General features: G+C 69.0%; 14 protein-coding genes. 2 read left to right on the top strand and 12 right to left on the bottom strand.

All coding sequences use genetic code 11. The features are described 5' to 3' along the window. Window positions 1-152 precede the first annotated feature (152 nt). From OG959_RS03060 to OG959_RS03015, 10 genes are all read right to left on the bottom strand, one after another. Window positions 153-1,427: a DUF1266 domain-containing protein gene (locus OG959_RS03060; RefSeq protein WP_326656414.1), complete on the bottom strand. Its 1,275-nt coding sequence runs from the start codon at window positions 1,425-1,427 to the stop codon at window positions 153-155. Between the two features lie 175 nt (window positions 1,428-1,602). Next, window positions 1,603-3,177 (bottom strand): hypothetical protein, encoded by a 1,575-nt coding sequence (locus tag OG959_RS03055; protein WP_326656413.1) that lies wholly within the window; start codon window positions 3,175-3,177, stop codon window positions 1,603-1,605. A gap of 108 nt (window positions 3,178-3,285) precedes the next feature. Continuing rightward, a complete protein-coding gene (locus OG959_RS03050) occupies window positions 3,286-4,932 on the bottom strand; it encodes an FAD-dependent monooxygenase (RefSeq protein ID WP_442805531.1) in 1,647 nt (548 codons plus the stop codon). 73 nt (window positions 4,933-5,005) lie between these two features. Continuing rightward, on the bottom strand, window positions 5,006-5,989 hold the full coding sequence (sph, locus tag OG959_RS03045; RefSeq protein ID WP_326656411.1) for a sphingomyelin phosphodiesterase: 984 nt from the start codon (window positions 5,987-5,989) through the stop codon (window positions 5,006-5,008). A gap of 526 nt (window positions 5,990-6,515) precedes the next feature. Continuing rightward, window positions 6,516-8,657: a UvrD-helicase domain-containing protein gene (locus tag OG959_RS03040; protein WP_326666178.1), complete on the bottom strand. Its 2,142-nt coding sequence runs from the start codon at window positions 8,655-8,657 to the stop codon at window positions 6,516-6,518. Between the two features lie 57 nt (window positions 8,658-8,714). Next, complete coding sequence (locus OG959_RS03035) at window positions 8,715-9,980, bottom strand: McrC family protein (protein ID WP_326656410.1); 1,266 nt, start codon at window positions 9,978-9,980, stop codon at window positions 8,715-8,717. Between the two features lie 65 nt (window positions 9,981-10,045). Beyond that, on the bottom strand, window positions 10,046-11,815 hold the full coding sequence (locus OG959_RS03030; RefSeq protein WP_326656409.1) for a DUF4357 domain-containing protein: 1,770 nt from the start codon (window positions 11,813-11,815) through the stop codon (window positions 10,046-10,048). A 588-nt stretch (window positions 11,816-12,403) separates the two neighbouring features. Further along, window positions 12,404-12,847 (bottom strand): hypothetical protein, encoded by a 444-nt coding sequence (locus OG959_RS03025; RefSeq protein WP_326656408.1) that lies wholly within the window; start codon window positions 12,845-12,847, stop codon window positions 12,404-12,406. After that, window positions 12,844-18,078, bottom strand: a complete 5,235-nt coding sequence (locus tag OG959_RS03020) for an RHS repeat-associated core domain-containing protein (protein ID WP_326656407.1) — start codon at window positions 18,076-18,078, stop codon at window positions 12,844-12,846. The genes OG959_RS03025 and OG959_RS03020 overlap by 4 nt, the downstream gene beginning before the upstream one ends. 159 nt (window positions 18,079-18,237) lie before the next feature. Beyond that, on the bottom strand, window positions 18,238-18,846 hold the full coding sequence (locus OG959_RS03015; protein ID WP_442805530.1) for an ATP-binding protein: 609 nt from the start codon (window positions 18,844-18,846) through the stop codon (window positions 18,238-18,240). A 162-nt stretch (window positions 18,847-19,008) separates the two neighbouring features. Between OG959_RS03015 and OG959_RS03010 the strand changes: the two genes are divergently transcribed. Both OG959_RS03010 and OG959_RS03005 read left to right on the top strand, forming a co-directional pair. Continuing rightward, window positions 19,009-19,896 (top strand): helix-turn-helix domain-containing protein, encoded by an 888-nt coding sequence (locus OG959_RS03010; RefSeq protein ID WP_326656406.1) that lies wholly within the window; start codon window positions 19,009-19,011, stop codon window positions 19,894-19,896. Continuing rightward, complete coding sequence (locus tag OG959_RS03005) at window positions 19,893-20,084, top strand: DUF397 domain-containing protein (protein ID WP_326656405.1); 192 nt, start codon at window positions 19,893-19,895, stop codon at window positions 20,082-20,084. The genes OG959_RS03010 and OG959_RS03005 overlap by 4 nt, the downstream gene beginning before the upstream one ends. A gap of 116 nt (window positions 20,085-20,200) precedes the next feature. Here the strand turns inward: OG959_RS03005 and OG959_RS03000 are convergent, their stop codons facing one another. Together OG959_RS03000 and OG959_RS02995 are read right to left on the bottom strand one after the other, a co-directional pair. Further along, window positions 20,201-20,932, bottom strand: coding sequence for a hypothetical protein (locus OG959_RS03000; RefSeq protein WP_326656404.1), 732 nt, complete (start codon window positions 20,930-20,932; stop codon window positions 20,201-20,203). 88 nt (window positions 20,933-21,020) lie between these two features. Further along, window positions 21,021-22,646 (bottom strand): hypothetical protein, encoded by a 1,626-nt coding sequence (locus OG959_RS02995; protein ID WP_326656403.1) that lies wholly within the window; start codon window positions 22,644-22,646, stop codon window positions 21,021-21,023. Between the last annotated feature and the right edge of the window lie 56 nt (window positions 22,647-22,702).

Genomic DNA, 22,702 nt, shown 5'->3' with positions numbered 1-22,702 from the left:
GTTCCAGGAGCGAGTCCCTGCCCCGGTCAACGGCGGCGACGACGTCGGAAAGGGCTACGGCTGAGATGACCGTTCCCTCTCAAGCCGGGATCCGGCCCTGACGGCGCCGCCCGCACGCCTCCGGCCTGCCCTGCCACGACCTGCGGCGCACCTCAGGTCCAGGGGAGCGTGCGCCACGGGCCGGCCGGGTCCCCGGTCAGGGCACGGTGGGTCGCGAGGGCGGTCTGGTACCACTCGCCGAACTCCTCTTCGTCGAAGTGCAGGCAGCGGCCGAGAATGTAGGCGGCCGAGAAGTTCTCCCACGAGCGGTAGTTGAGCTGGACGAGACGGCCGGCGCGGACCACGGCCGCCTCCGCCTCCTGGAGGGAGCACAGGCGGGCGGCGAGGCCCCAGCGGGCCATGCCGGAAGCCCGGCCGTAGTCCCAGGCCTCGACGCTCTGGACGAAGCCCCCTTCGGGTAGCAGGCCGTCGGCGCGGAACCGTGCCTCGTAGCGGGCGATACGGCCGATCAGCCGCTGCACGCCGGTCACTTGCCCCTCCAGTTCTGCGGCGCTGACGGTGCGGCCCTGGGTGACGCCGTCGGCGGTCAGGGAGGGTTCGGTGGCGGCCTCGGTGCGCCGGCGCACCACATTCGCCGCGGCCTGGCGCCAGTGGTCGACGTCGATGGGGCCCGCGAAGTCCAGGGCCATGGAGCGCCGCAGTTGCAGGACGAACTCCCAGACGCTGCTGACCATCCCGGCGCTCAGCAGCCGCTCCTGCGTGTCCTGCCAGTCCTCGCGGGTGCTGACGCTCCACCAGCGTTCCAGCGTGCGCTTCTCGTCGCGGTAGCCGCTGCCGTGGTAGGCCATCGAGTTCCAGTAGTGACCGTTGCGCACGTTGATGTGCGCGCCGACCGCGAGGCCGAAGGCGACGGGACCGCTGCGTGGGCCGCCCACTTCCAGGGTGTGGACGACGCCCTGGGCCAGCCCGGGCCTCTCGACCGGGGCGGAGTGGCGCTGCCACAGGGCGCGGCCCTCCGGTCCGGCCGGCAGTATGCCCTCGCAGGGGCTGCCGGGGTTGACGACGAGGTAGGGCGGGTCGTTCTGGTGCCAGGTCTCCGCGAACCAGCCCAGGTCGTAGCAGTTGTAGACCGGGTCGGCGACGGGCGGCGGCAGCATGCCGCCGGTGTGGACGGCCAGGCACAAGGTCTGGGTCTGCGGGCTCCAGTAGGGGTGGAAGCGGGTGTTGCCCGGATTCGCGTCGACGTACGCCCGCGACTGCATCATGTACAGGTCGGCCCGGGCGACGAGGTCGTAGTATGCGGGCCAGTCGCCGCGTGCCTTCGCCTCGTACAGCCCCCGCTCGACCGCGCTCGGCGCCTGCCAGCCCTGTGCCGGGGCCGTCGGACCGGGCAGGGCTCCTCCTTCGTGACCTGCTGTCAAACCCATGGGCAAACCTTAAGGGGTGGTTCGGCACGGTCGGCGTGCCGGACCCTTGGGGCGGCGACCGGCCTGACCGAGGGCGCCGAGGCGGCCCCGTCCGGCACGAGCACCCGGGCCGCTCCCCGCACGGCACCACCTCGGATGCGCGGCAGCACGACTGGGACGCGGCAGTGCCCCGCGGTCAGGCGGAGGAGAGCTGCTCCGCTATCTCCTTGATCCAAGCGGCACTCTTCGCCGGATCGTCGAGGGAGTCCGCCCACTCCTCCGCTGTCAGCCGCTGCTGCGCGGGGCCCGCTTTGAGTGCGACGAGAAGGGCTCGGGCCGAGTCCCGCATCCCGGGGTTCGTGTCGCCGCTCCCCTTGATGTCCGGGCCCGCCGCCAGCCCGTAGATCTTCCGCGCCATGGCCTGGCGTTCTCCGTTCTCCACCTTCTTCCAGAACTTCAGGGCCTCCTTCAGCGCGTCCTCGCGGGAAGCGGGCTCCGCCGGCGTCGCGTCGCCGTCCGCCCAGCGCTCGGGGTGGCGGGCCCCCTCGTACCGCTTCATGCCGGCGCGCCCCGCCTTGTAGGCGGTGACGCCGAGGATGAGACCGGCCGCACCCGCGGCGAGACCCCATCCGACCGGGTTGCTGGCCAGTCCGGCTCCTCCCGCGGTGGCGGCGACCGCCGTGACGATGCCGCCCGCCGCCTTGGTGGACTCGCCGACGGCGGTGAACGCCTGCTTGCCCATCTTGTTGCGCTGCTTGCCGAGCGCGTACGTGTGCACGGTGTTCAGTGTGTTCACATCCTCGGCCTGCCGGAGGTCCCTGGCGGCATCCCGGACGCTGCCCATCGCCGCCCAGGCCACATCGATGGCCTCGGAGACGCGCTCCACCCGGTCCTCGCCCTCATGGTCCCAGTGGGCGTCCATGGCGACGTACGCCTCCGCGGCGGCCCACTCGGCCGTCTGCCGGGCCTGGTTCAGCCGGTCCAGTGCCCCCTCGTCCGTACGGTCGGGCCTTTCGAGCCCCTTCAGCGCACGGTACTTGCGGGCCGTGAGCCCGACGCGGCCCGCCGCGCGGGCGCCCTTCACCGCGCCGACGACGCTGGAGCCGATTCCACTGGCCTCACTCGCTGCCATGGCGTGCGCGGCCTTCTGGGCCTTGGTCAGCTCCTTGGCGATACCGAGGGCGTAGTTTCCCGCCCCGGCGGCGCCGATGACCGCGTCGGCCGTCTTGGTGTTGGCCTTCTTGTCCGCTCCGTGGAAGGCCGCCCCGCTCTTGTGCTGCGCGGCGTCCTTCCTGGCCTTGGCCGCCTCCATACCGCTGAGCACGGCTCCCGCGGTCTCCGTGACGAGGTTCTCCGAAGCGGCGGCGGTCCCCGAGGAACCCGCGGAGTGCTTGAGGCCGTCGTTCGCCGTTGCGGAGGCCTGCTGGGAGAAGCCCGCGTTGGCGGGGACGTGGACGCCCTTGACGAAGGTGTCGATGAACTCGAGATGCTTCTTGGCCTTGTCGAGGGCGGCGGCGATCCGGTCGCGATAACTCGTCGAACCGGCGGACGCGTTGCCGTCCTCCGGTGCTTTGCCCTTCGCCGCGTCCTTGGCCCGCTGCACCGCCGCGGTCGCGGCCCGGTTGCCGATGCCGGCCTGGATCTCCGGGAGGGGGCGCTCCAGCGGCACTCGGGACGCACTTGCGGCCCGGCTCGGGTTCCCGGCCTGCCGGGCCGGAATCGGGGCAGCCATGGACTGCCGGGTCGAGGTGCGGTGGACCGGGGTGTTCATGACGTGCCTCTCCTGTGCCGGACCGGGCGAGTGGAGAGTAGTCAGGCAGGACCAACAGGAGGGGAACGGCGGGAGGATCGTTCGAGTATGGGCTGTCCCGAGCACGGATCACGGTGCGAGATCCGAGAGGGTGGCGAAGTAGCCGGACAGGGCCTTCGCGGTGCCCGGGAGCGGGAAGCGTGCACCGAGCTGCCCGTCCGGGCGCACGAGGAAGCCGGTCGGGCCTTCGGGGCGGTAGAGCCTGGCGAACTCACCGGCGGCATCGCGGTATGCGGGCGTGACCGGCGGGCAGTCACGCCCGACGACGGTGACCGTGTGGAGCCCGCCCGTGCCCGTGTCCGCTCCCTCGGTGTCCGCGTACGTCCGCGCGTACCGCACCAGCACATGCCCCGTGAGTCCGCGCAGGACGTCGAGCAGGCGCAGCGGGTAGGTGGCCACCGGCGTGGTCAGTCCTGCGCAGTCCGGGGCCCGGTCGCCGGGCTGGGGTGCGTCGTCCGGCCCGCACGGGGCCCCGACGATCGGGCCGTCCCGGTATCCGACGAGCAGCTGGGCCTCGCGGAGCATCAGCGTCGTGATGTCGTCGGCGTCGTTCTCGATGCCCCGGGTCGCATGCCGGACGGTCCTGCCGACGACCTCCTCGCCGACCGGGCGGCGTTCGGCGTCGTAGCTGGTGAGCAGGGCGGGACCGGCTTCCCCGCGCACGACGAGGGCGAGTTTCCAGGCCAGGTTGCAGGCGTCCTGGATACCGGTGTTCATGCCCTGCGCCCCGGTCGGCGGATGGATGTGGGCGGCGTCGCCCGCGACGAAGACCCGGCCCTCGCCGTACCGGTCGACGATGCGGTGGCTGATGCGGAACACGGAGGCCCAGCGCATCCCGGACAGGGACGCCGGGCGGGGAGCCAGGCGGTCGGCGACGGCCTGGATGTCGGCGAGCTCCGGAACGCGTCCGCCCTCCAGCCCGTGCGCCACCTCGCTTCCGCCCGTCGCTCCGGCGGTGAGTCCGGGCGGGACCAGCATGGACATCCGGTAGCGGCCGGTTCCGGGAAGCGGGATGCAGACGAGCAGGTCATCGGTGGAGCCGTCGTCACCGGTGTGGCTCGCCCGCACCCCGTAGCCGTACGGCAGGTCCCAGTCGGCCACGACGTCGGCCAGCATGTACTCCTCGGCGAACGCCCCGCCCTCGAACGCCAGCCCCAGCCCCTTGCGTACGGTGCTGTGCGCCCCGTCGCAGCCGACGAGGAACCGGCAGCGGACCTCCTCGTCGCCGCCGGGTCCGGTGCTGAGACGTGCCGTGACCCCGTCCGCGTCCTGGGCGAACGAGACCAGCTCGGTCCCGCGCTCGACGCGGGTGCCCAGGCCCGCCACGTACTCCTCGAGGATGCGCTCGGTCTCGTACTGCGGCAGCGCGGCGAAGCCGTAGGGCACCTCGGGCGGCAGCGTGAGATCGATCCGGGCCACCTCGCTCCCGTTGACGTGGATCAGCTGGCCGCGCATCGGGACAGCGGCCTCCAGCATGGTCCGCACCAGGCCCATCCGGTCCCAGATCTCCAGCGTGCGCGGCTGGATGCCCACGGCCTTGGCGTACGGGAGCCGGGCCGCCAGCCGCTCGACGAGGCGGCACGACACCCCGCGGCGGCGGAGCTCGGCGGCCGCGCTCAGCCCGACCGGACCGGCGCCGACGACGATCACGTCAGTCGTGTGGTCGTGTGCCACGGATACCTCCCGCGCCTCGCCCCCGGCCGGTTCCTTCTCCATGGTCGCCCGAGGAGGTACGGGCGGCGAGCCGGGGAGCGGGGACCGGGGTGCGGCGCCGGATCCGTCCGACCGGCTAGCGCGCGGCTGCGACGACCGGGTAGTGGTCGGAGAGGTTCGTGTACGTGTAATCCGTGCCCCAGCTGGAAACGGTCCAGGGCGCGCTGTCCTCCTTGACCACCTCGTTCGTCCACCCCGCCGGCTTCGCATGGCCCGCACGGTGCAGCACGTAGTCGAGGTCCTCGCGCGGGTCGTCGGAATAGCGGTCGGCGGCGATCGAGTTGTCCTGTGTGTCGAAGGAGTACGGGTGCCCGGTACGGGCGTCCGCCCCGGTCAGCCCGGCGTCCGCCAGCAGCGACGCGTACTCGGGGGAGTGGGAGTCGACGTTGAGGTCACCGGCCACGATGACCTGCTCGGACGCCGGGATGCTCTTCGCGTCGAGGAACGCGTCGATCTGCCGGAACTGCCGGCCCCGGATCTCCGCCGCCTCGCCCGCACCGCATCCCGGATCCGTGGACTGGGTGTGGGTGCCGACGATGTGCACCCGGGCACCGTTCACGTTCAGTTCGGCATAGGCGAAGCCCTTGTTGGACCACCAGTCGCTGCCGCAGGCGTCCTTGTAGATGTGCTGCTCCTGCCGCACGATCGGCCACTTGCTGAGGACGGTGACGCCGCCGTCCTCGGGCGTCGCGGCGGAGTAGGACCCGCTGGTGGCGTCCCATCCGCTCCTGCTCCGGCCGACCACCGGGGTGTGGAACGGGTACTGGGCCGAGGCGCCGGCCGTCAGCGCGTCCGACGAGGCGTTGTCGAAGGCCTCCTGGAGCACGACGACGTCGTTGCCACGGAAGAACGCGGTCTTCGGTATCTCCGCCGTCCGGTGGGCCTGGCCCCAGTTCGGGTAGAGGCTCGTGCTCATCAGGAACGTGTTGTACGTGAGCACCCGCAGGGACGGGGTGCCGGCGGCGGCCGACGCGTGCGGGGCGCCGGCGGTCAGGGTGACGGCGGCGAGCGCGGCGGACAGGGTCACGCCGGAGATGCGGCGAAGCGAGGAGTGGGGCACCTGGACTCCTGATTCTGCTGTGGCAGTTGGGGGGTGGTAGGTCCTGGCCCCATAAAAGCAGGGGGAGTTACCCGTGGGTAGACACCGGGTGCCGGGAGTCCTTCGTGTCGCCGTCCATCGTGTGCCGTCAGTCATCCGGCCGGGCGTCCTGATGCCCGTCTCTTCCTTGGCGCGTACACGAAGGGGTTGCCCATAGAGTGCCCCTGGGTGTCAACGCACCGGCGCAGGTGATCAGCCTCAGCGCACTCCTCGTGGTGTGTCCGTATACCCGTGCAGTCGGGAACTGCTTCTTGCGGCCACTGCCGACTAAGTGGCTGAGGGGTGGTCAGCCGTTTTGGCGGCCGGTGGCGTGGTGGCGCAGGACCACGGTTTACGCCCGCGACCAGGCGGGCCACCACGGCGGGGCCCGCCTGGTCCCGTACGGCGGTTGCCTGAATCTGTCGCTCGTTGATGCCCAGAACCACGGCAAGCGACCCCATCGTGCCCACCCCACCCGTACGCGCCGATACCCCGACGAAACGTGCCGCTAAGGGCCCGCCGTCACCGGGATGAACTCGCTCGCCTCGCCGCTCCACGAAACCCGCAGCGCCTCCCGAGCTCGTGTGCAAGCGACGAACAGCAGGCAGCGCTCGCGCAGCAAGTCGCCCTCATGCTGCAGCGCATCCACCTCGGCCGGGGTGATTTCCCGGGTGAACGGCACCACGCCCGCCGAGACACCGAGCACGGCGACCGCGCGGAACTCCAGTCCCTTCATGGCGTGCATCGTCGCAAGACGTACACCCTCCGAGCCTGGCGGGAGCGCCCCTCTGACCCTCGCGACGGGGATCCCGGCCGCCCGCAGGTGGTCCGCGGCCTTGTCGAGGGTCAGATTGAACCGTGCACAGATCCCGATCTCGGCCGGTGCGACGCCGTCAGCGATCCACTCCTGGATTCGCTCCGCCAGCGCCAACGCCTCCTCCTGCTGGCTTGTGCAGCCCACGGTTTCCGGGCGGCGGCCGTGCAGCAAGGAGCGGTAGCCTGCGAGCGAGTCGTTGCCCTCGCCGTCCATGGCCTCCACCGTCACCGGCGCCAGGAGCTGCGCCGACCAGGCGAGGATCTCCTCTGTGGAGCGGTAGTTGACGCGCAACCGAAAACTGCGACCGGCGGTCTGCACCCCGAGAGACCCGAGCGTGACGCGGGAATCGTAGATCCGCTGGTGAGGATCGCCGGTGAGGAAGAGATCGTCCGTTCCGACCGCGACGGCTTTGCGCAGCACCCGCCATTGAGCGGGGTGCAGGTCCTGTGCCTCGTCGACGACGATGTGCCGGTAAGCCGGGCCATGCTCGCTCAGCAGTTCGGCGGCGCGGGCACAGACGCTCAGGTGCGTGGTCTCCCCCCGCTCCCGCAGCAGCCGTTCGAATTGTCCGACCGCTTCCCACACCAGGTTCCGCCGGCCAGGACCGAGGGCCGTTCCGCGACCGCGGCGCGAGGCTGAGAGGTATGAGTCGAGGTCACGGAGATTCTGCCCGAGGATGATGTTCCGGTACTCCTGTGCAAGGAACTGCTCGCTGAACGGCAGCCTGAGCCGTTTGAGGACCTTGCCCCACAGCTGCCGCTGTTCCCGGTCACCGACGGGCTGTGCAGGCCGCGCGTCATGCTTCCGGACGACCGTGTTCGCGAACGAGTCAACGGTGGTGATGTCGACGCGCTTCAGTAGATCCTGGTCGTCGTCCAGGAGCAGCGCGAGGTTCTCGCGCAGACCGGCGGCCAGAGCGTTGGTGAAGGTTGTCAGGAGAACACGACTCTCGCCGTCACGACCGAGCAGGTGTTTCACACGGTGCAGCGCGGCGACCGTCTTGCCCGTCCCCGGGCCACCGGTGACCTGCACCGGACCACCGTAGGAGGTGCGGTAGGCGACGCGGCGTTGCGACGGGTGCAGGAAGACGCGCCACGCGGCGAACGGCTTCTCGAGCATCTCCTCGAGCTCCTGCGGTCCGGTGACGAGCCGGATGCGCGCGGAGGTGTTCGCGATCACGGTCGCGAGGTCCTCGACCGGTTCCGCGGGTGCGTCGACCGGCCGGCGTACGGCGACGACGTCGCGGTAGACCTCGTCCGGGCCGAACCCTTCGGCGAGGTACTGCAGCACTTCCAGCTGGTCCTCGGGCAGAAGCGTGGCGAACGCCTCCAGCTGTGCTTTGTCCGCGATTGAGCGGACCGCGCGCAAAACCTGCTGATCAATGCCGAGCTCACGCAGCGCCCCGTCCGAGACCTTGGCGAAGAGCAGCTCCGGTGCTGTCCGCGCGGCCTCCTCGTACAGGGGGGTCAGCTGGTCGAGCGCGACCGCGTTGCGAACCTCCAGGGCGCGCGTCGCGGTGTTCGCGCTGTATAGGCGCTTGGCGGCCCAGCTGTACGCGTCGTCATGCGGAAGTACGTTCACCAGCAGGAAGACGTCACTGCCGTCATCCGGGGCGAGGACGACTCCACGCCAGAAGTCGCTGATCCGGATCGTTCGCATCCGCGGGTCGCGGGCCCGCTCGACACCCTCCAGGTGGAGACCCTTGTCGGCGTTGAGCTCGGCGACGGTCATAGCCTGGAACTTGGCCATCGCCTTGCGCACACCAGCACGGATCGGCTTCTCCAGACTGTCGTATCCGTCCCAGAAGCTATTGGCGAATGCGAGACGTGGCATCAGATTCCCCCGGTGGGTGTGAACACGGATCACGTGCATGGATCGTGTACTCGTAGATCATTGTTGATGGTGGTCGGCCGCCAGGCGGGCGGCCAAGCCTCTGAACGTGTCCAGCAATTCGGACGGGTCCCGGTCCAGGTCCACCACGTGCTGGTACAGGCGCACGCCCCCGAGGACGCCCGGTCGGCCGCTGCCGCGCACCTCGTGGACCCGCTCTCCGTGCTGTCCGGCGGCGTAGACCAGGTGTCCCTCGCCCAGGCCGAGAACAGTGCAGTAGGCGAGCATCTGATACAGGTCCGCGCTCGGGTACGATCCTGCCTTCTCCGTCTTGTACTTGGCGTCGACGACCGCAGCCGGGGTACGTCCGTCCGGCTGGTGGACGACCAGGTCCGGGCGCATCCGGACCTTGCGGGCGATGTCGAGGTGATGCGGGTCCTGGAGCCGGCCCGTGAGTCCGTGCTCACGGACCGCCTCGCGCAGGGCTCCGGTGACGAAGTCCTCGAAGAGGGCGTTCATGTCGAAGAGGAAGCCGTTGATGGGGAGTTCACCGGCCCGGTGCTCGGGTGACGTGCCGCGGATCACGGCCTCGGCGAGCGGTAGTGCGCGCTGGTAGCGGGCGTTGAGCCGGGACGGTGTCCAACGGGGCAGTTCCCGACCTCTGACCAGCGGCGCGGCATCAGCGAGCCGCACCCGTTGATGGCTCAGCCGCCGCCGCACGTCGCTGGGGACATCAGGAAGCCGTAGCAGCGCCTCGCAGGCCGCGCGCAGGATCCGGTTCTCGGGGATGTCCGGGGTGTACGCGTCGTACGCGATCTCGATCGGCGGGGTCCGGCCGAAGTGACGTCGGATCTGCTCCGCCTCGCGGATCCGCCCTCGTACGACTAGCGCTGATTCCTCCACCCGCTGATACCCCTGAAGAACGCCTTGACGCAAGGCGCGGTCGATCTGCCGCTCCACGGCGTACGCGAGCGCGGGCACGACGTCCTCGTGCGCGCCGACGTCGACGCTGCCGTCCTGCTCCTGCCGCCAGGCCCGTGCGGGGTCGAGGCTGAAGCCGAGGAGAAAGAACAGGCGACGGACGGGGGTCTTCGGCACGATGCGCAGGGTCAACGCATCGCGTGCCCAGGCGCCCGGGGAACGCGGGGTGGGGAGCGGAACGCGGATGGCCCCGACACGGCTGCCTGCCCGCAGGAGCCAGTTGCCGGGCCGTTCGGGATCGGGGGTGGCTGTCTCCAGCACGCGGGAGACAGCCAGGGCGCGACCGGTGACGGTGTCGAGCGGGATGGAACGGGCCGTGGCGTGCTCGCGCAGCGTGATCACCATGCCCGAGCCGTCGGCGTGATGTGGTGATGCCAGTGAGGTAGGAGAGCCTGCGCTCCTCGGGGTGGTCACCCTTGCGCTTTCCGCAGGGCATCGAGCCCGTACCTGTCCTCGATGTCGATGCCCTCGCCGTAGTGGTACTCGTTCAGCAGCGGAAGGATCTTCGTCCGCCACGTGCGATCGAGGCCACCGGTGCGATAGACGCCGGGCTTCATCAAATACGAGGGGCCGATGGCGAAGTCGGGGTCTGCCAGGCGGTCGTTGAGGGTGCCGAGAAGGCGGGCGGGCTCGTCGTCCTTGCCCTCCCGCTCAAGCCAACGGGCCAGCAGGCCGCGCGTCGGTTCGGTGCGAGGGGAGAGCTCTATGAAGGCGAACCGGCGGCGCATCGCGGCATCGACGAGAGCGATGGAGCGGTCGGCGGTGTTCATGGTGCCGATCACGAAGAGGTTCGGCGGCAGGGCGAAGTCGTCCCCGGAGTAGGTGAGGCGGACCGTCTTCTTGCGGTACTCGAGCAGGAAGTACAACTCGCCGAACACCTTGGCCAGATTGGCGCGGTTGATCTCGTCGATGATCAGGAAGTGCGGGATGTGCTTGTTGCCGTCGCGCGATGCGAGGTCGGCGAGTTCGCGCAGTGGGCCGGCGGTCAGCCGGAACGCGACCTCGCGGGTCTCCGGATCCTCGACGGGCCGGAACCCCTCGAAGAAGTCCTCGTACGCGTACGACGGGTGGAACTGCACCAGCTTGACCTGCTCGGGGCCGCCCCCGAAATGCTCGGCGAGCTTCATCGCCAGATAGGTCTTGCCGGTTCCAGGTGGCCCGTAGAGCACCAACTGCCGATCGTCCCAAAGAAGTTCGCGCACATCGTCGAGCCAAGCCCGGTCGTGGACCAGGAGATCCGAGGCGAGATCGTCCGTGACAGGGACCAGTGTCAGTTCCTTCGTCGGCGCCGGGGGCACTTCCTCGCCCGCGATCGGGGCCGGGGCGCCGAGCGCGGCCAGCGAATCTGCGACAGAGGTCAGATCCACGACGTCGTGCTGCACGGAGAGCTTCTGTTGTAGTTCTTCCGGAAGTTCGTCGTACGGATGCCCCTGCTGCTGCCACGAGACAGTACGGCGCAGGTTGGTCAGCCCGCCGGGGGAGTCGGTCTGCTGGGCCTCGCCGGTGATCTGTCCGAGAAGGAGTTGCCCCTCGGAGAGGGTTGCGAGGGTGTCTCCGACGCGCATCTGCGTCAGGAAGGCGTGCAGGTCGTCGACGAGGCCACGCTTCTGACTGTAGGAGGCGGTGCCTTCGTAGCCGTCCTCGACATATCGGCGCAGGCTGCTCTTCGTCGGGTCCTGCTCGTCCAGTGGCGGCAGGTGGGCGCCGGACAGGGAGACGAGCCCTTCGCTCAACCACATCCGGCGCACGAGGTCCCTGCCGGACACGTTGGAACCACGCACCAGCCAGGACTTGCGCGGCGCGCGCCAGCTCGGGGTGAGGTAGTCGGAGAGAGGATGCCCGGAGGTGTCGCGCCACGCCTCCGGGCCGCTCACGCTGTAGCCGATAACGAGTGAGGCGGCGGCGGAGGCGGAGTTGCATTCGATGTCCCGGGCCGCCAGCCAGTACCGGCTCGGGCCTTCGGGAGCGTCGGTGAGGGATCCGTCGGCGCGGAGTTCGGCCCGCTGCCGCCGGGTGTACTCGCTCAGACCCGGCCATTCCGAGGCGCTGACAGGCGACCCCTGGCGCACCAGGAACCTCAGAGAACCGTTGTTCCCGAATTCGGCGAGGAGGCGTCCGTACGCGGTGGGGCCGTCGCCGGGCAGCTTGAGGCGGAACTCTGGGTAGTCGGGGTGCTCCATGGAGGACGGCCTTCCGGGCTACGAGGGCGAGCTTGGCTGCGGACAGTGTATCCGTTGACGGTGCTAACGGTACCTGTCTCGCACGAATAGGCGATGCCGTGCCTCGGGTGGGTTGCAGCGGCGCCCCGTAGGCCATCCTGGGCTGGGATCTCGCTTACGGGCGCGTGCGCAGGGGGCGCTTTCCCCGCGAATCTGTTGACGATGTAAACGAGCCGACTTTACCGTGTGGCACCCCAACCCGCTCCCTTCTCGGCGGTGAGAAGGCTCTGGGTGTCGGGGGTACGTAATGGTGGGGACCTGGACACGGTGCGGCGGGCCGTCGCTGCGGAGTTGCCGTCCGTCATCGAGCGGCTGAAGAGCGTGCGTCCCGTGCGGGCGTGGTGAGTCGGCGTGCCTTCGTTGCGGACCCCGCCCAACCTGGCCATCCGTCAGGAATTGGACGTCAGCCGACTATGCCGAGGCCCTGCCCCCGGCGCACCGCGATTCGCGCGGGGAGCGTGTCACGCGCCCGCACATCCGCACGGCCAACCGACTCGGCGAGAGATTGGATCCGCAAGAAAGCAGCCGTGGGTTCGGGCTGAGTGGAGGTCAGTGCGCATTTTCCCTGAGCGCGCCCAGGAGCGGATTATCTATGTTGACTCTGAGCCTGACCCCTGAAGTCGATACGAAGCAGGCGGTGCTGCCTTGGAGGTGAATCTCCTGAAATGGATTCGACTCCTCCAGGAAGACTGTCCAAATAAGCGATTTCTCTCTATTTAGGCGAGCAACGAAACCCTCGGACCCGTATGATCCTTCCCCAGCCCAAAGGAGGTCACCGCCATCGAGCACCACGGAACAAAGTCCGTCGATATCGGATACCCAATCAGGATTGAGTGAGAGGTCGCTCTCGAGGTCAAATTCCTCCAGGATTTTGTACCCTGCAGAGTCGGCCGGTGAAAGCTCAATTTTGAAAGATGCACCACGGCTGAAGTGCAGGGCATTGCGGATCGGGAGTTGGTAATTTTCCCAGAGTTGCTCGATGGAACTCATCATCTGCACCTCTTCGGATTGTTTCGGACGTGTGTCGGCCTCTCCCGCATGCCCGTTCGGGGTACTGGCTCTCCACGCGAGTTCCTGTTTCTTGGTGAATTCATTCGCCTATTGAATTGTTCATCCCAGGTTCGTCCAGTCGTGGAATCGGGGTGGACCGCATGGGGGTCGACTCGCTCGATGGCTGCGGGGGTACCAACCTCCCGCGCAGCGTCAAGCCTTCGGTTGTCGTAAGAAATTAGTTGCCCATCTCGCTCAATCACCTTGAGGGCCGTTCCTGGGCGTGACCAGTCCCATCCGCCCGAACGCATCATCTCTACGTAATTGTTGGGTGAAACGGTGCGTTGCGAGAAATTTATTTTATTCGGATCAATCCATTCTATCCCGCCATTCGGAGTCAAGCCGAGAGGGTCGGACCAGGTCAGCGGGTTGTGTACATAGCTGATGGGGTTGGGCGCAGGTACGAGGCCGAGGGGGTCCGGGGTGAGGTAGCGGGCGGTTTCGGGGTCGTAGTGGCGGTGGAGGTTGTAGTGGTGGCCGGTTTCGAGGTCGTGGTACTGGCCGGGGAAGCGGAGGGGGGTGTAGGCGGTGGCGCCCCGGTTCCAGGTGGTAGTGCCCCACAGGGTGGTGCGGGTCTGCCAGGCGATCGTGCCGGTTTCGTCGACGAGGTGGGTGGGGGTGCCGATGAGGTCGGTGACGATCGTATGGAAGCGGGTGTCGATCTCGGATGGGGGTGCGTCGGCGGCCGGGATGAAGCGGGTGGTCTGGGCCAGGGGAGTCCGGTTGGTGTCGTCGTAGTCCCAGGTCAGGCTCTGGTGTCCGGGCCAGTCGGGGGAGGTGGCGACCTGCTCGATGAGGGTGGTGCCGTGCCAGGTGAAGCGGGTCTCCTCGACGATGGCGTCGTTGTCGGCGAGGCGATGTTTCGCGGTGCGGCGGCCGAGGGGGTCGTACAGGTAGCGCCAGCGGGTGCCGTCGGGGGTGGCGACCGCCGTGAGGTGGTCCTCGGGGTCCCAGGTATAGCGCCAGGTGTCGGGTTTGCGGGAGTCGCGGGACTTTTGGCGCAGGGTCGTGCGGCCGGCGGCGTCGTGTTCGTAGCGGACGGTGCCGGCAGTGTGGATGCGGGTGCCGGTATAGGTGCGTGGGCCTGCGGCGTCGGAGCCGGGATGTTGTTGCGGCCAGGTCGCGTGGGTTTGGTTGCCGGCCTGGTCGTAGGCGTAGGTCTCGCTCCAGTCGGCGGCCTGGACGGTGGTGACGCGGCCTGTCGGGTCGAGGGTGTAGTGCTCCTCGCCGGTGGAGGTGAGGTAGCCGTCCGGGCGCCAGGTGTACGCCCGCTCGAGGAGTACCTGGCCGGTGGGCGCGGTGTGCTGCGACTCGAGGAGACGTCCTGCGGGGTCCCAGGTTCGGGTCAGCCTCTGGCCGGTGCTCCAGTGATGACGGGTCTGGCGGCCCGCCGCGTCGTAGGCGGTGGTCAGTTCGCGGCCGGCGGTGTTCAGGGTGGTGCGTCGGCCCGATGAGTCGTAGGTGTGGCTGCTTTCGGCGCCGGTGGGGGTGCGGCGGCCGGTGAGCTGTCCGGCCGGGTCGTAGGACAGGTTCAGGGTGTGGCCGTTGACGGTCTCCGAGAGCAGCCGGCCCACACGGTCGTACTCCCGGGAGAGCCGCGCATCCGGGTTGGTGGCTCGGGCGAGGTCGCCGTTGGGGGTCCAGGCGAACGTGGACTGTCGGCCCGCTGCGTCCTTGGCGGTGAGGCGGCCCAGGGCGTCGTAGGTGTAGCGGGTGATCTGACCCAAGGGGTCGGTGTAGGCGCTGAGTTGGCCTGCCGGGTCGTGCTCGTAGGCGCGGGTGCGGTTGTCGAAGTCGGTCTCGGATATGAGGTGCCCGGCCGGGTCGTAGGTGTAGCTCCAAGTCAGGTGCTGGGGGTTGGTGACCTGGGTGAGGCGGGCCTGAGCGTCGTGGGCGAAGGTGTAGCGGGCCCCGTCGGGGTCGGTGCGGGCGGTAAGCAGGTCGAAGTGGGAGTACTCGTAGTACGTCACCCCGCCTGCCGGGTTGGTGTGGCTGGTGCGGTTGCCTTCACCGTCGTAGGCCCACGCTTCGGTGGCCCCGTCGGGGGTGGTGCACCTCAGCAACTGCCCTTCCGGGGACCAGGTGTAGGAGGTAACCGCGCCCAGGGGGTCCGTCTCGGAGCTGACGCGGCCGAAGGCGTCCCGCTCCAGGCGGGTGGTGTGACCGAGCGGGTCGGTGATCTCCACCGGCAGGCCGGCCGGGTTGCAGTGGACGCGGGTGGTGGCGCCCAGAGGGTCGGTGATGGCGAGGAGGCCGCCGCGGGGGTCGTAGAGGTAGTGGGTGCTCGCGCCGAGCGGGTCTGTCAGGGTGGTGCGGTTGCCCGCCGCGTCGAAGGTCTGGCGCCATACTGCACCGTCGGGGCCGGTGATCTGGACCGGGTTTCCTGTGCTGTCGCACGAGATGAGGGTCTCGCTGCCGTCCGGGTGAATCACCGCGGCCGGCTGTGCGGAAGCGTCGTAGCGCAGGCCCGTGGTGCGGCCCAGGGCATCTGTCTCGGCCAGGGTGCGGCCGTGGTCGTCGTAGGTGGTGCGGGTGAGCGTTCCGGCCGGGTCGATCTCGCCGACCACCAGATGCCGGTGGTCGATCAGGTAACGGGAGACGGCCCCGTCGGCCGAGGTGAGGGTGGTGACCTTCAGGCCGGGGTGCTCGGGATGGGTGCCGTCGTACTCCAGGCTGCAGGTGTAGTGGCCTCCCTCACCGCCCTCGGCGATCACCCGGTCCTGCTCGTCGTAGGTGTACGCGTAGGAGCGGTTGTTGGTGTCGGTCCAGGAAGTGATCCGGCCCGCGCTGTCGTAGCCGAAGGCCAGTGGTAGACCCGAGGAGTTGACCGTCTCGGTGAGATTTCCCGCCTGGTCGTAGCGGTAGCCCTGCACCAGGGTCTCGCCCAGGTGCAGGGCGGTAACCCGGTTGTCGACGGTGGTGAGCTGAATCCGGTAGCCGCCGGAGTGCACGATCTCGGTCGGGGCGCCTTCGGCGTCGTAGGAGAAGGTGATTCGGTTACCGTGGCGGTCCGTGATCCGCCGCAGCAGGGCAAGGCCCCCGCCGTGCGGGGTAAAGAGGCGTATCCAGCCGCTGTCCGGGTCGGTGAGGGTGTACGTGCCGCTATCGGTCAGGGCCAGCGGCCACCGTTCTCCCTCGGCGGGCCACACCGGCGCGCCACCCGTGAGCGGATGTGGGTAGGCAAGGAGTCGGCTGTCCTCGGTGAAGAACACCGCCCCGTACTCGTCGAACTCCAGGCGCTGATCGACCGTGGAGGCCCAGGTCGGACCGAACCAACCCCCGGCCCGATAGCCCGAGTCCACGCGCCGGGAGAACACCAGCGGCAGTGTCCCGGGCAGCTCCAGGTCGGTGAGAGGCAGGAACATCCGACCCGTCGCCAGATCCACCGGATCGGTCCGGCCGTGCCGGAGCCGGTTCCGGCCACGCGCGAACGCACCCCGCCCCCGGCCCAAAGCACCCCGTGCCCAGCCCATCACCGACCGGGCCGCCAACCGGGTACCAAGCCGGGCCGCGAGTGGCGCAACCAGCCGCGGAGCCAGTGCGCCAAGGAGCAGCTCGGACATCGAACCGCCCATCAGGAGTCCGGCCGCGCCACCCATCGGGGTGAACATCAGCGCCAGCATGGCGATGCTCAACAGCAGCGGGAGGTCGACCTCGAGGAGCTTCTCCAGTAGGAATCCTCCGGTGCCCAAGGTTTCGTGGGCGTTGAACAGGTTCCCGTCGTCCGCGATCTCCTCCCAGCGGTACAGGAACAGAAGACCGATCGCCAGGGAGCCGGTGCACAGGACAAGGCGGAAGTGGACCAGGGCAAGGGCCTCGGCCTGCGGCTGGGCGGCGGCCGGACGGTAGCCGCGCACGGACAGGGCGAGGCGCCACGCGGTCAGGGTCAGGCCCGCGAGGGCCACGCCGATCAGTAGGCGCAGGCCGGTGCCCTCGGCGAAGTACTTCTGCAGGTCCTGCGTGGACTTGAAGGAGCCCACGCCCAGATAGAGGAGGGAGGGGATGGTGATGAGCAGACCGAGTACCAGGAGCAGCTTCTCCTGCAGTGGCCACCTGTGGCGCCGCGCACGGACCCGCCTCCACAGCTCGCGCAGTGAAGTACCCTGCCACGATTCCCGGTTGTGGGTGGCATCCATACGCCGGGTCTGTTCGGTCAGTGCCTCGCGCAGGGCGGTGAGCCGGTCGGGGTCGCTACGCGGATGGGCCGATGCGTACAGCAGGGCCCGGCGTCGGCGGGCATATCCGAAGGCGATGATCCAGGTGGCCGGGACGTGCAGCAGGGCGTAGTCGAGGAGGCCTTGCCAGGAGGTGCGGCCTTCGCGCTCGGCGTTCAGCCGGACGCCGGGCTCGCGGTCCTTTCCGCGGCGGGCGCAGCGCTGGTCCCACAACCAGGCGGCGGCCAGCGTGGCGAGGACGATCCACAGTCCCCAGGTCCCGGTCAGCTGCTCACGCCACCACATCGCGGTGTCGTCGTCGCTGTCGGAGAAGACGGCGGCGTAGTTGTTCACCCCATGGATGGCGACGGCTGCGGCCAGGGGCAGCAACCCCGCCGCCCGGAGCAGTGGGCGACGGGCGCACCACAGCAGGCCGACCGCGAGTCCACCCAGTGCGCTGGCGAAGATGTGCAGGTCGTAGGGCATCACCGGCTGTTCGAGTTCTTCGGTGCCGGTCGAGGCGGGGAACCAACTCCCCACGATGTGCCAGAAGTCCGGGACGTACGGATGTGAGCCAAGGCTCTCGACGATCCGCCAGCCGCCGGCGGGCAGGTCGACGGCCCGGCCCGCGGAGCCGCCGTACATCGAGAGCGACTCCAGCAGGCCGAAGCCCGCCCCCGTGGCACCGCCCAGGACCACGAAGTCGGTCAGCCCCCACTGCATCCGCCTGCGCAGCGCCCAACCGGCGATCAGCAACGGCAGGATCTTGATCAACTCTTCGGCCGCCGGGGCCGTCGTCCAGGACACCGTGTCCATGACCGCGCTCAGCGACTCGTGCCGTGAGGCTGCCAACTGCCGTGCTGTTACCAGCTCGACGAACATCGAGGCGACACCGCAGCCGTACATTCCGACGCCGAAGGCCAGCGCCACCAAGGGCCAGCGCACAGTCCGGGCCGGCCAGGACAGGAGTAACAGCTGCAGCACCGCCCAGACCGACGCCGCGGCCATCCAGAACGCCATCCTTCACGCACCCCCGCCGAATCGCGAATACTGCTGACGGCGAGCATGTGGGCCCGATTCTGATGGCACAAGGCGTGTTCCGATGGCACAAGGCGTGTCATGTGTCACTCAGGTCACTGTTCACGTGAGCTACGAAGGCTGATCCGACCGAGTCAGGCATCACCTACAAGGTGCGGGCAGGAGTGAAGTCGGCCCTGTTGAGGGGCCCGCAGATTCCGGACTGAACAGGTGAGTCAGAGGCAGGGGCTGTGCATCCCAAGTTCCGCTGATGTGCTCCGCTACGCACCCCGTGGCTTGAACGGCTTCCGTGGGCCGCGGTGGCACTGAGATCGACCGCGCTGCCGAGAGCTCGGCGCGTACGGTCTTGCCGGAGGGCGGATAGGGCGCGCAGTCCCAGTGGTCGGCGAGCGCGGCGACGAGCCGCAGCCCGCGCCCGCCGTCCCCGAGCAATGCGGGCTCGTAGGGCGGCAGCTCGGGTCGCCGGTCGCCTCGGGCGTCGGTGACCTCGATGCGGAGGTGCTCGGTGGGCGGAGCGTAGGCGAGCGCCAGACGGAAGTCGCGGCCGGGGACGCGGCCGTGAAGGACGGCGTTCGAGGCGAGCTCGGCCACGACGAGTTCGGCACGCTCCGTGAGGTCGGGCGGCGCGTCCCAGGACTGCAGCTCGGTCACGGTGAGGAGGCGGGCGAGACGGGCACCGCGCGGTGTGGACGACAGCAACTGCGAGAACGTCCGTGCTGGTTGCGTCGGTTGGGGGAGTGCTTGGTTCATGGCGCCAGAGTGGTGGGCGCGGGGTGCCCATGGCGAGGATGACACCACGTACGCGGAGTCAGCGTACGGGCACATGGGGTGGACAGTACGGGGCGGTGTTCGTCACGCTGTGTGGGCACGATCTGTGCGGCAGGGTGTGGGTGGCGAGGAGAGGGGCCGCGGATGGGCTACGTCGACGAGGACCGGGACCAGACCGGGGGCGTCGGGACGCGGGCCGCGCCGGAGGGGGACTGGGAGCGAGAGCCTCAACCGTCGGACAGCCTGCGCACGTTCGGGGCGGTCGTCCAGGCGCTGCGCGAGCACGCGGGGCTGAGCCGGGCGGAGCTCGGCGACCGGGTCCGGTACTCCAAGCACACGGTGGAGTCGGTGGAGCTGGGCCGCCGGATGCCGGACGAGTCGTTCGTCGAGCGCGCGGAGGAGGCGCTCGGCAACACGGGCGCCATACGGAAGGCGGCCCGCCACCTCAGCCGCGGGGAGGCCGGTCTCGCGGCGTGGTTCCGGAGGTGGGCCCGGCTGGAGCGGGAGGCGGTGAGCCTGTGCACGTACGAGTGCCGGCTGGTGCCGGGGCTGCTGCAGTCGGAGGGGTACGCGCGGGCAGTGTTCGACGGCACGATCCCGCTGCGGACGGACGAGGAGCTGGAGGCGCGGCTCACCGCCCGGATGGAGCGCCAGGCGATGATGCGACAGCGGCCGACCGTGCCGTTCAGCTTCATCGTCGAGGAGCATGTGTTCCGGCGGCGGTTCGGTGATGCGGCGGCCATGCGGGAGATGTTCGACCACGTGCTGGAGCGGAGCGCGCCGCGCAATGTGACGTTGCAGGTGGTGCCGTTGGAGATGGGGTTGCACTCGTGCCTGGACGGTCCGCTGCGGATTCTGGAGACTCCGGAGCGGCGGAGGCTCGGGTACTCCGAAGGGCAGGAGAACGGGCGGCTGATCTCTGCCCCGAACGAGATGAGTCTGCTCTGTCAGCGCTATGAAACACTGCGCTCGCAGGCCCTGAACCCCAAGGAATCGCGGGCCTTGCTGGAGCGACTGCGAGGAGAGCTATGAACAGCGGTACGACGGAACTCGCCTGGTTCAAGTCCAGTTACAGCGGCAGTCAGGGCGACGACTGCGTAGAGATCGCGATCGCCGAACAGGCCGTCCACGTACGGGACTCCAAGGACCTCGCCCGCCCGGCCTTCGCTGTGGGGCGCGAGGGCTGGGACGAGTTCGTCAGCTTCGCGGCGGAAGCCTGAGCTTGCCGAACGGCGCCGATGTGTTCGTTTTCGGGGCCTTGGCGGGAGCGCCGGGCGTGTGACGTCTCTAGCGCGCTCGTCTGGTCGAGGCGGGCCTCGACGCCTGCAACCGCGCCTCAGTTGCGCGAGTCCTCGGGCATAGGCGGAGATTCGGCCGGCTGCTGCTGCCACGACGTCGGGGGCGGGCCGAACGCGCGCCGGGCGGCCCTGACCGACATCGTGGCGACGGCGGCGTTGGCGCCGCCGCCGATCGCCGCGCCAATCCCGAAGGGGACCACACGACCGAGAACGATGATTCCCTGCTTCGTTCCGTACTTCGTGATGAAGTTCCGCCCGAGGACCTTGTTGATCTGGCGCAGCGTCTGTGCGGGGACCGAGGCGACAACCTGACGCCCCCAGTGCTGCCCCGTGCGTTCGGCGATCTTGCCGATGGTGGCGGACCCGGATTTGCCGAGCAGGATCCCCATCACGATCGTCCGGCGCCGTTCGAGCTCGTCGATCGGGATTCCGTGGACTTCGGCGACCGAGAGCGCGAAGAGGACGCTCATTTCGAGGGAAGAGAGCGCCTCGCCCGCCGACAGCGCGAGCCCCACTGCCGTGCCGACGCCGGGTGCGGCCGCGCTCCCGCCGACTGCTGCGCCCGTCCCGGTCAGGGTGCTCACGTAGATCCGCTCCAGATTGCGGATCACCTCGGCCGGCGAAGCGTCCGGGTTCCGCTGGCGAGCCCGGGCGATGTTCCTCTGGACCAACGGGCTCTGGATGGCGAGCGCCTTGTCCAGAAGCTCGAGGGCGCGCCCTCCGGATATGTTCTCTTCCGGAGTCGGCTCATCGGCGGCACCTGCTGTCATGTCATGAACTCCTTGAGTCTCTTCTTGGTTCCGTTGCGCGCGGCGCCGTAGCGGACCGCGCCCAGGCGTGTCGCGCGCGTTGCCGACGTCAGGTCAGGGTGTTGCGCAGGTGCGGGCCGAGGTAGCCGACGTAGACCTTCCCGGACCGGGGACCGTCCTCGAAGAAGTGGAGGCGCGGGGCGACCGTGTTGCCGCGGCCGATCTTCAGGTGGGCCTGCATGAAGATCTTGCCCTCGGCAACGATGGTCTTCGGGACGGGAAGCATGCGCTCGCTGCGCAGCTTGCCGTTCTTGGCGACAGTGTCGGACTCCCGCATGGCCACCTTGGCCGCCGGGAACGGGAAGGTCCCGGAGGCCTCGGACTTGCACCAGCTCAGGAAGTCGCCGGATGCCTTGTCACCGGCCGAGGCCTCGGTGAAGTGGTTGAGCGCCAGAAGACCGTCCCAGGCAACGTTCAACCAGTTGTCCACGGACTGGCTGTCGAGCTTTTGGGTGATCTTGGAGTTGCCCGTGAACGCGATGAAGGGAAGTTCCCTCAGCCGGTCGAGCAGTTCGGCGAAGGTTTTCGGATAGGTGATGTCCGGGGCGCTGGCCGCACTGTAGGCCGTGGTGAAATCCTCGGTGGCTTCGAGCCGTTCGCGCAGGAAACGGATGAGGCGCTGCGACTCCTGGAACTTGTCGTACAGCTCCTCGTTCTCGCCCCGCAGGTCGTGGGCTGCACGCTCTGCGACGGTCAGCTCCGCATACAGGTCATTGACCTCGCTGACGCGTATCCCCTCCGCCTGCTCAGCCTCGTCCAGCAGCAAGGTCAGGGCGGCGTAGTCACTGCGCAGCTGCTTGATGTCCGCACTGTCCGAACGCGGTCGCAGCCGCGCCCGTTGCCGTGGAACGCTCAGCAGGGCGGCAGGCAGTGCGATACGCGAGGCGAGTCGCTGAGGAAGTTTGGCGAGGATCGCGGCGGCGCGGGGCACGTTCGCCTCGATGGTCCGGCGGGACATGACAGGATGCCGCTGCGCGTCCGGCTTCCAGGCGGGATCGAGCTCCGGCATGTAGGTGCGGACGCCGCCGCCGAACACCGGGTGGAACTCCAGCTCGCCGTTGAACTTGGCGAGTGCCGTAGGCGCGAGCACGTACAGCACGGCCAGACCGTGCAGGTTCCGGAACAACGGCTCCACGACTGTGCGCGACCAGTCGTCGGGGTCCTTGCCGAACGGCACGGTGGCGATGACGACGGGCATGCGGCGCCTGGAGTCGCAGAGTTCTTCGATCAGGTCGTCGACGTCTTCATCGTCCTCGATGAAGGCGGGGGCGGTGGTGACGTCGGCCTGACCGTCGCGCGCTTCCAGCGCGTTCAGCAAGGACCGGGCTATGCCCGGGGTGTTGGCCGGGGTGGGGAACATGCTCGCGTCGGCCGGCTGGTGCTCGATGTCGACCTGGACCCAGGTGCGGCCCTCGTCCTCGGGGAGGCCGGACCGCACGACGAGCGTCGACTGCCAGGTATCTGACGTGGGGGTCGTTTCCCGCATCCGCCACCGGCTGTAAGCGCCGTTCATCCCGGACTCGTGGTCGCGGTCGAGCGTCGCATGGTCGGCGACCTCGGTCCGGCCCTCCGTGAGACCGGAGGTGTCGTACCGCTTTGACGCGAGCCACGCGAGTAACTCCCGTTCCGCTATGGCGCAGGTGTCCACGTAATCCGTGACGGTCGATACCACCATGCGGTATCCGCGTGGCTCCATTGACGGCTTCCCTTCCGGGGTTCGCAATGCGGGTG

Origin of the sequence: Streptomyces sp. NBC_00385 (assembly GCF_035917155.1) — a bacterium.
In the GTDB taxonomy this organism is placed as follows: Bacteria; Actinomycetota; Actinomycetes; order Streptomycetales; family Streptomycetaceae; genus Streptomyces; species Streptomyces poriferorum.
The sequence above is the reverse complement of the archived record's forward strand: the minus strand, read 5'-3'. Positions and strand labels throughout refer to the sequence as shown.

Bases quoted from the DNA above. Each gene is read 5' to 3' on its own strand.
- OG959_RS03050 (WP_442805531.1), bottom strand. From the start codon at position 4,932: ATGGAGAAGGAACCGGCCGGGGGCGAGGCGCGGGAGGTATCCGTGGCA.
- OG959_RS03030 (WP_326656409.1), bottom strand. From the start codon at position 11,815: ATGGAGCACCCCGACTACCCAGAGTTCCGCCTCAAGCTGCCCGGCGAC.
- OG959_RS03055 (WP_326656413.1), bottom strand. From the start codon at position 3,177: ATGAACACCCCGGTCCACCGCACCTCGACCCGGCAGTCCATGGCTGCC.
- OG959_RS03025 (WP_326656408.1), bottom strand. From the start codon at position 12,847: ATGATGAGTTCCATCGAGCAACTCTGGGAAAATTACCAACTCCCGATC.
- OG959_RS03020 (WP_326656407.1), bottom strand. From the start codon at position 18,078: ATGGCGTTCTGGATGGCCGCGGCGTCGGTCTGGGCGGTGCTGCAGCTG.
- OG959_RS03005 (WP_326656405.1), top strand. From the start codon at position 19,893: ATGAACAGCGGTACGACGGAACTCGCCTGGTTCAAGTCCAGTTACAGC.
- OG959_RS03000 (WP_326656404.1), bottom strand. From the start codon at position 20,932: ATGACAGCAGGTGCCGCCGATGAGCCGACTCCGGAAGAGAACATATCC.
- OG959_RS03040 (WP_326666178.1), bottom strand. From the start codon at position 8,657: ATGCCACGTCTCGCATTCGCCAATAGCTTCTGGGACGGATACGACAGT.
- OG959_RS03015 (WP_442805530.1), bottom strand. From the start codon at position 18,846: ATGAACCAAGCACTCCCCCAACCGACGCAACCAGCACGGACGTTCTCG.
- OG959_RS03060 (WP_326656414.1), bottom strand. From the start codon at position 1,427: ATGGGTTTGACAGCAGGTCACGAAGGAGGAGCCCTGCCCGGTCCGACG.
- OG959_RS03010 (WP_326656406.1), top strand. From the start codon at position 19,009: ATGGGCTACGTCGACGAGGACCGGGACCAGACCGGGGGCGTCGGGACG.
- OG959_RS02995 (WP_326656403.1), bottom strand. From the start codon at position 22,646: ATGGTGGTATCGACCGTCACGGATTACGTGGACACCTGCGCCATAGCG.
- OG959_RS03035 (WP_326656410.1), bottom strand. From the start codon at position 9,980: ATGGTGATCACGCTGCGCGAGCACGCCACGGCCCGTTCCATCCCGCTC.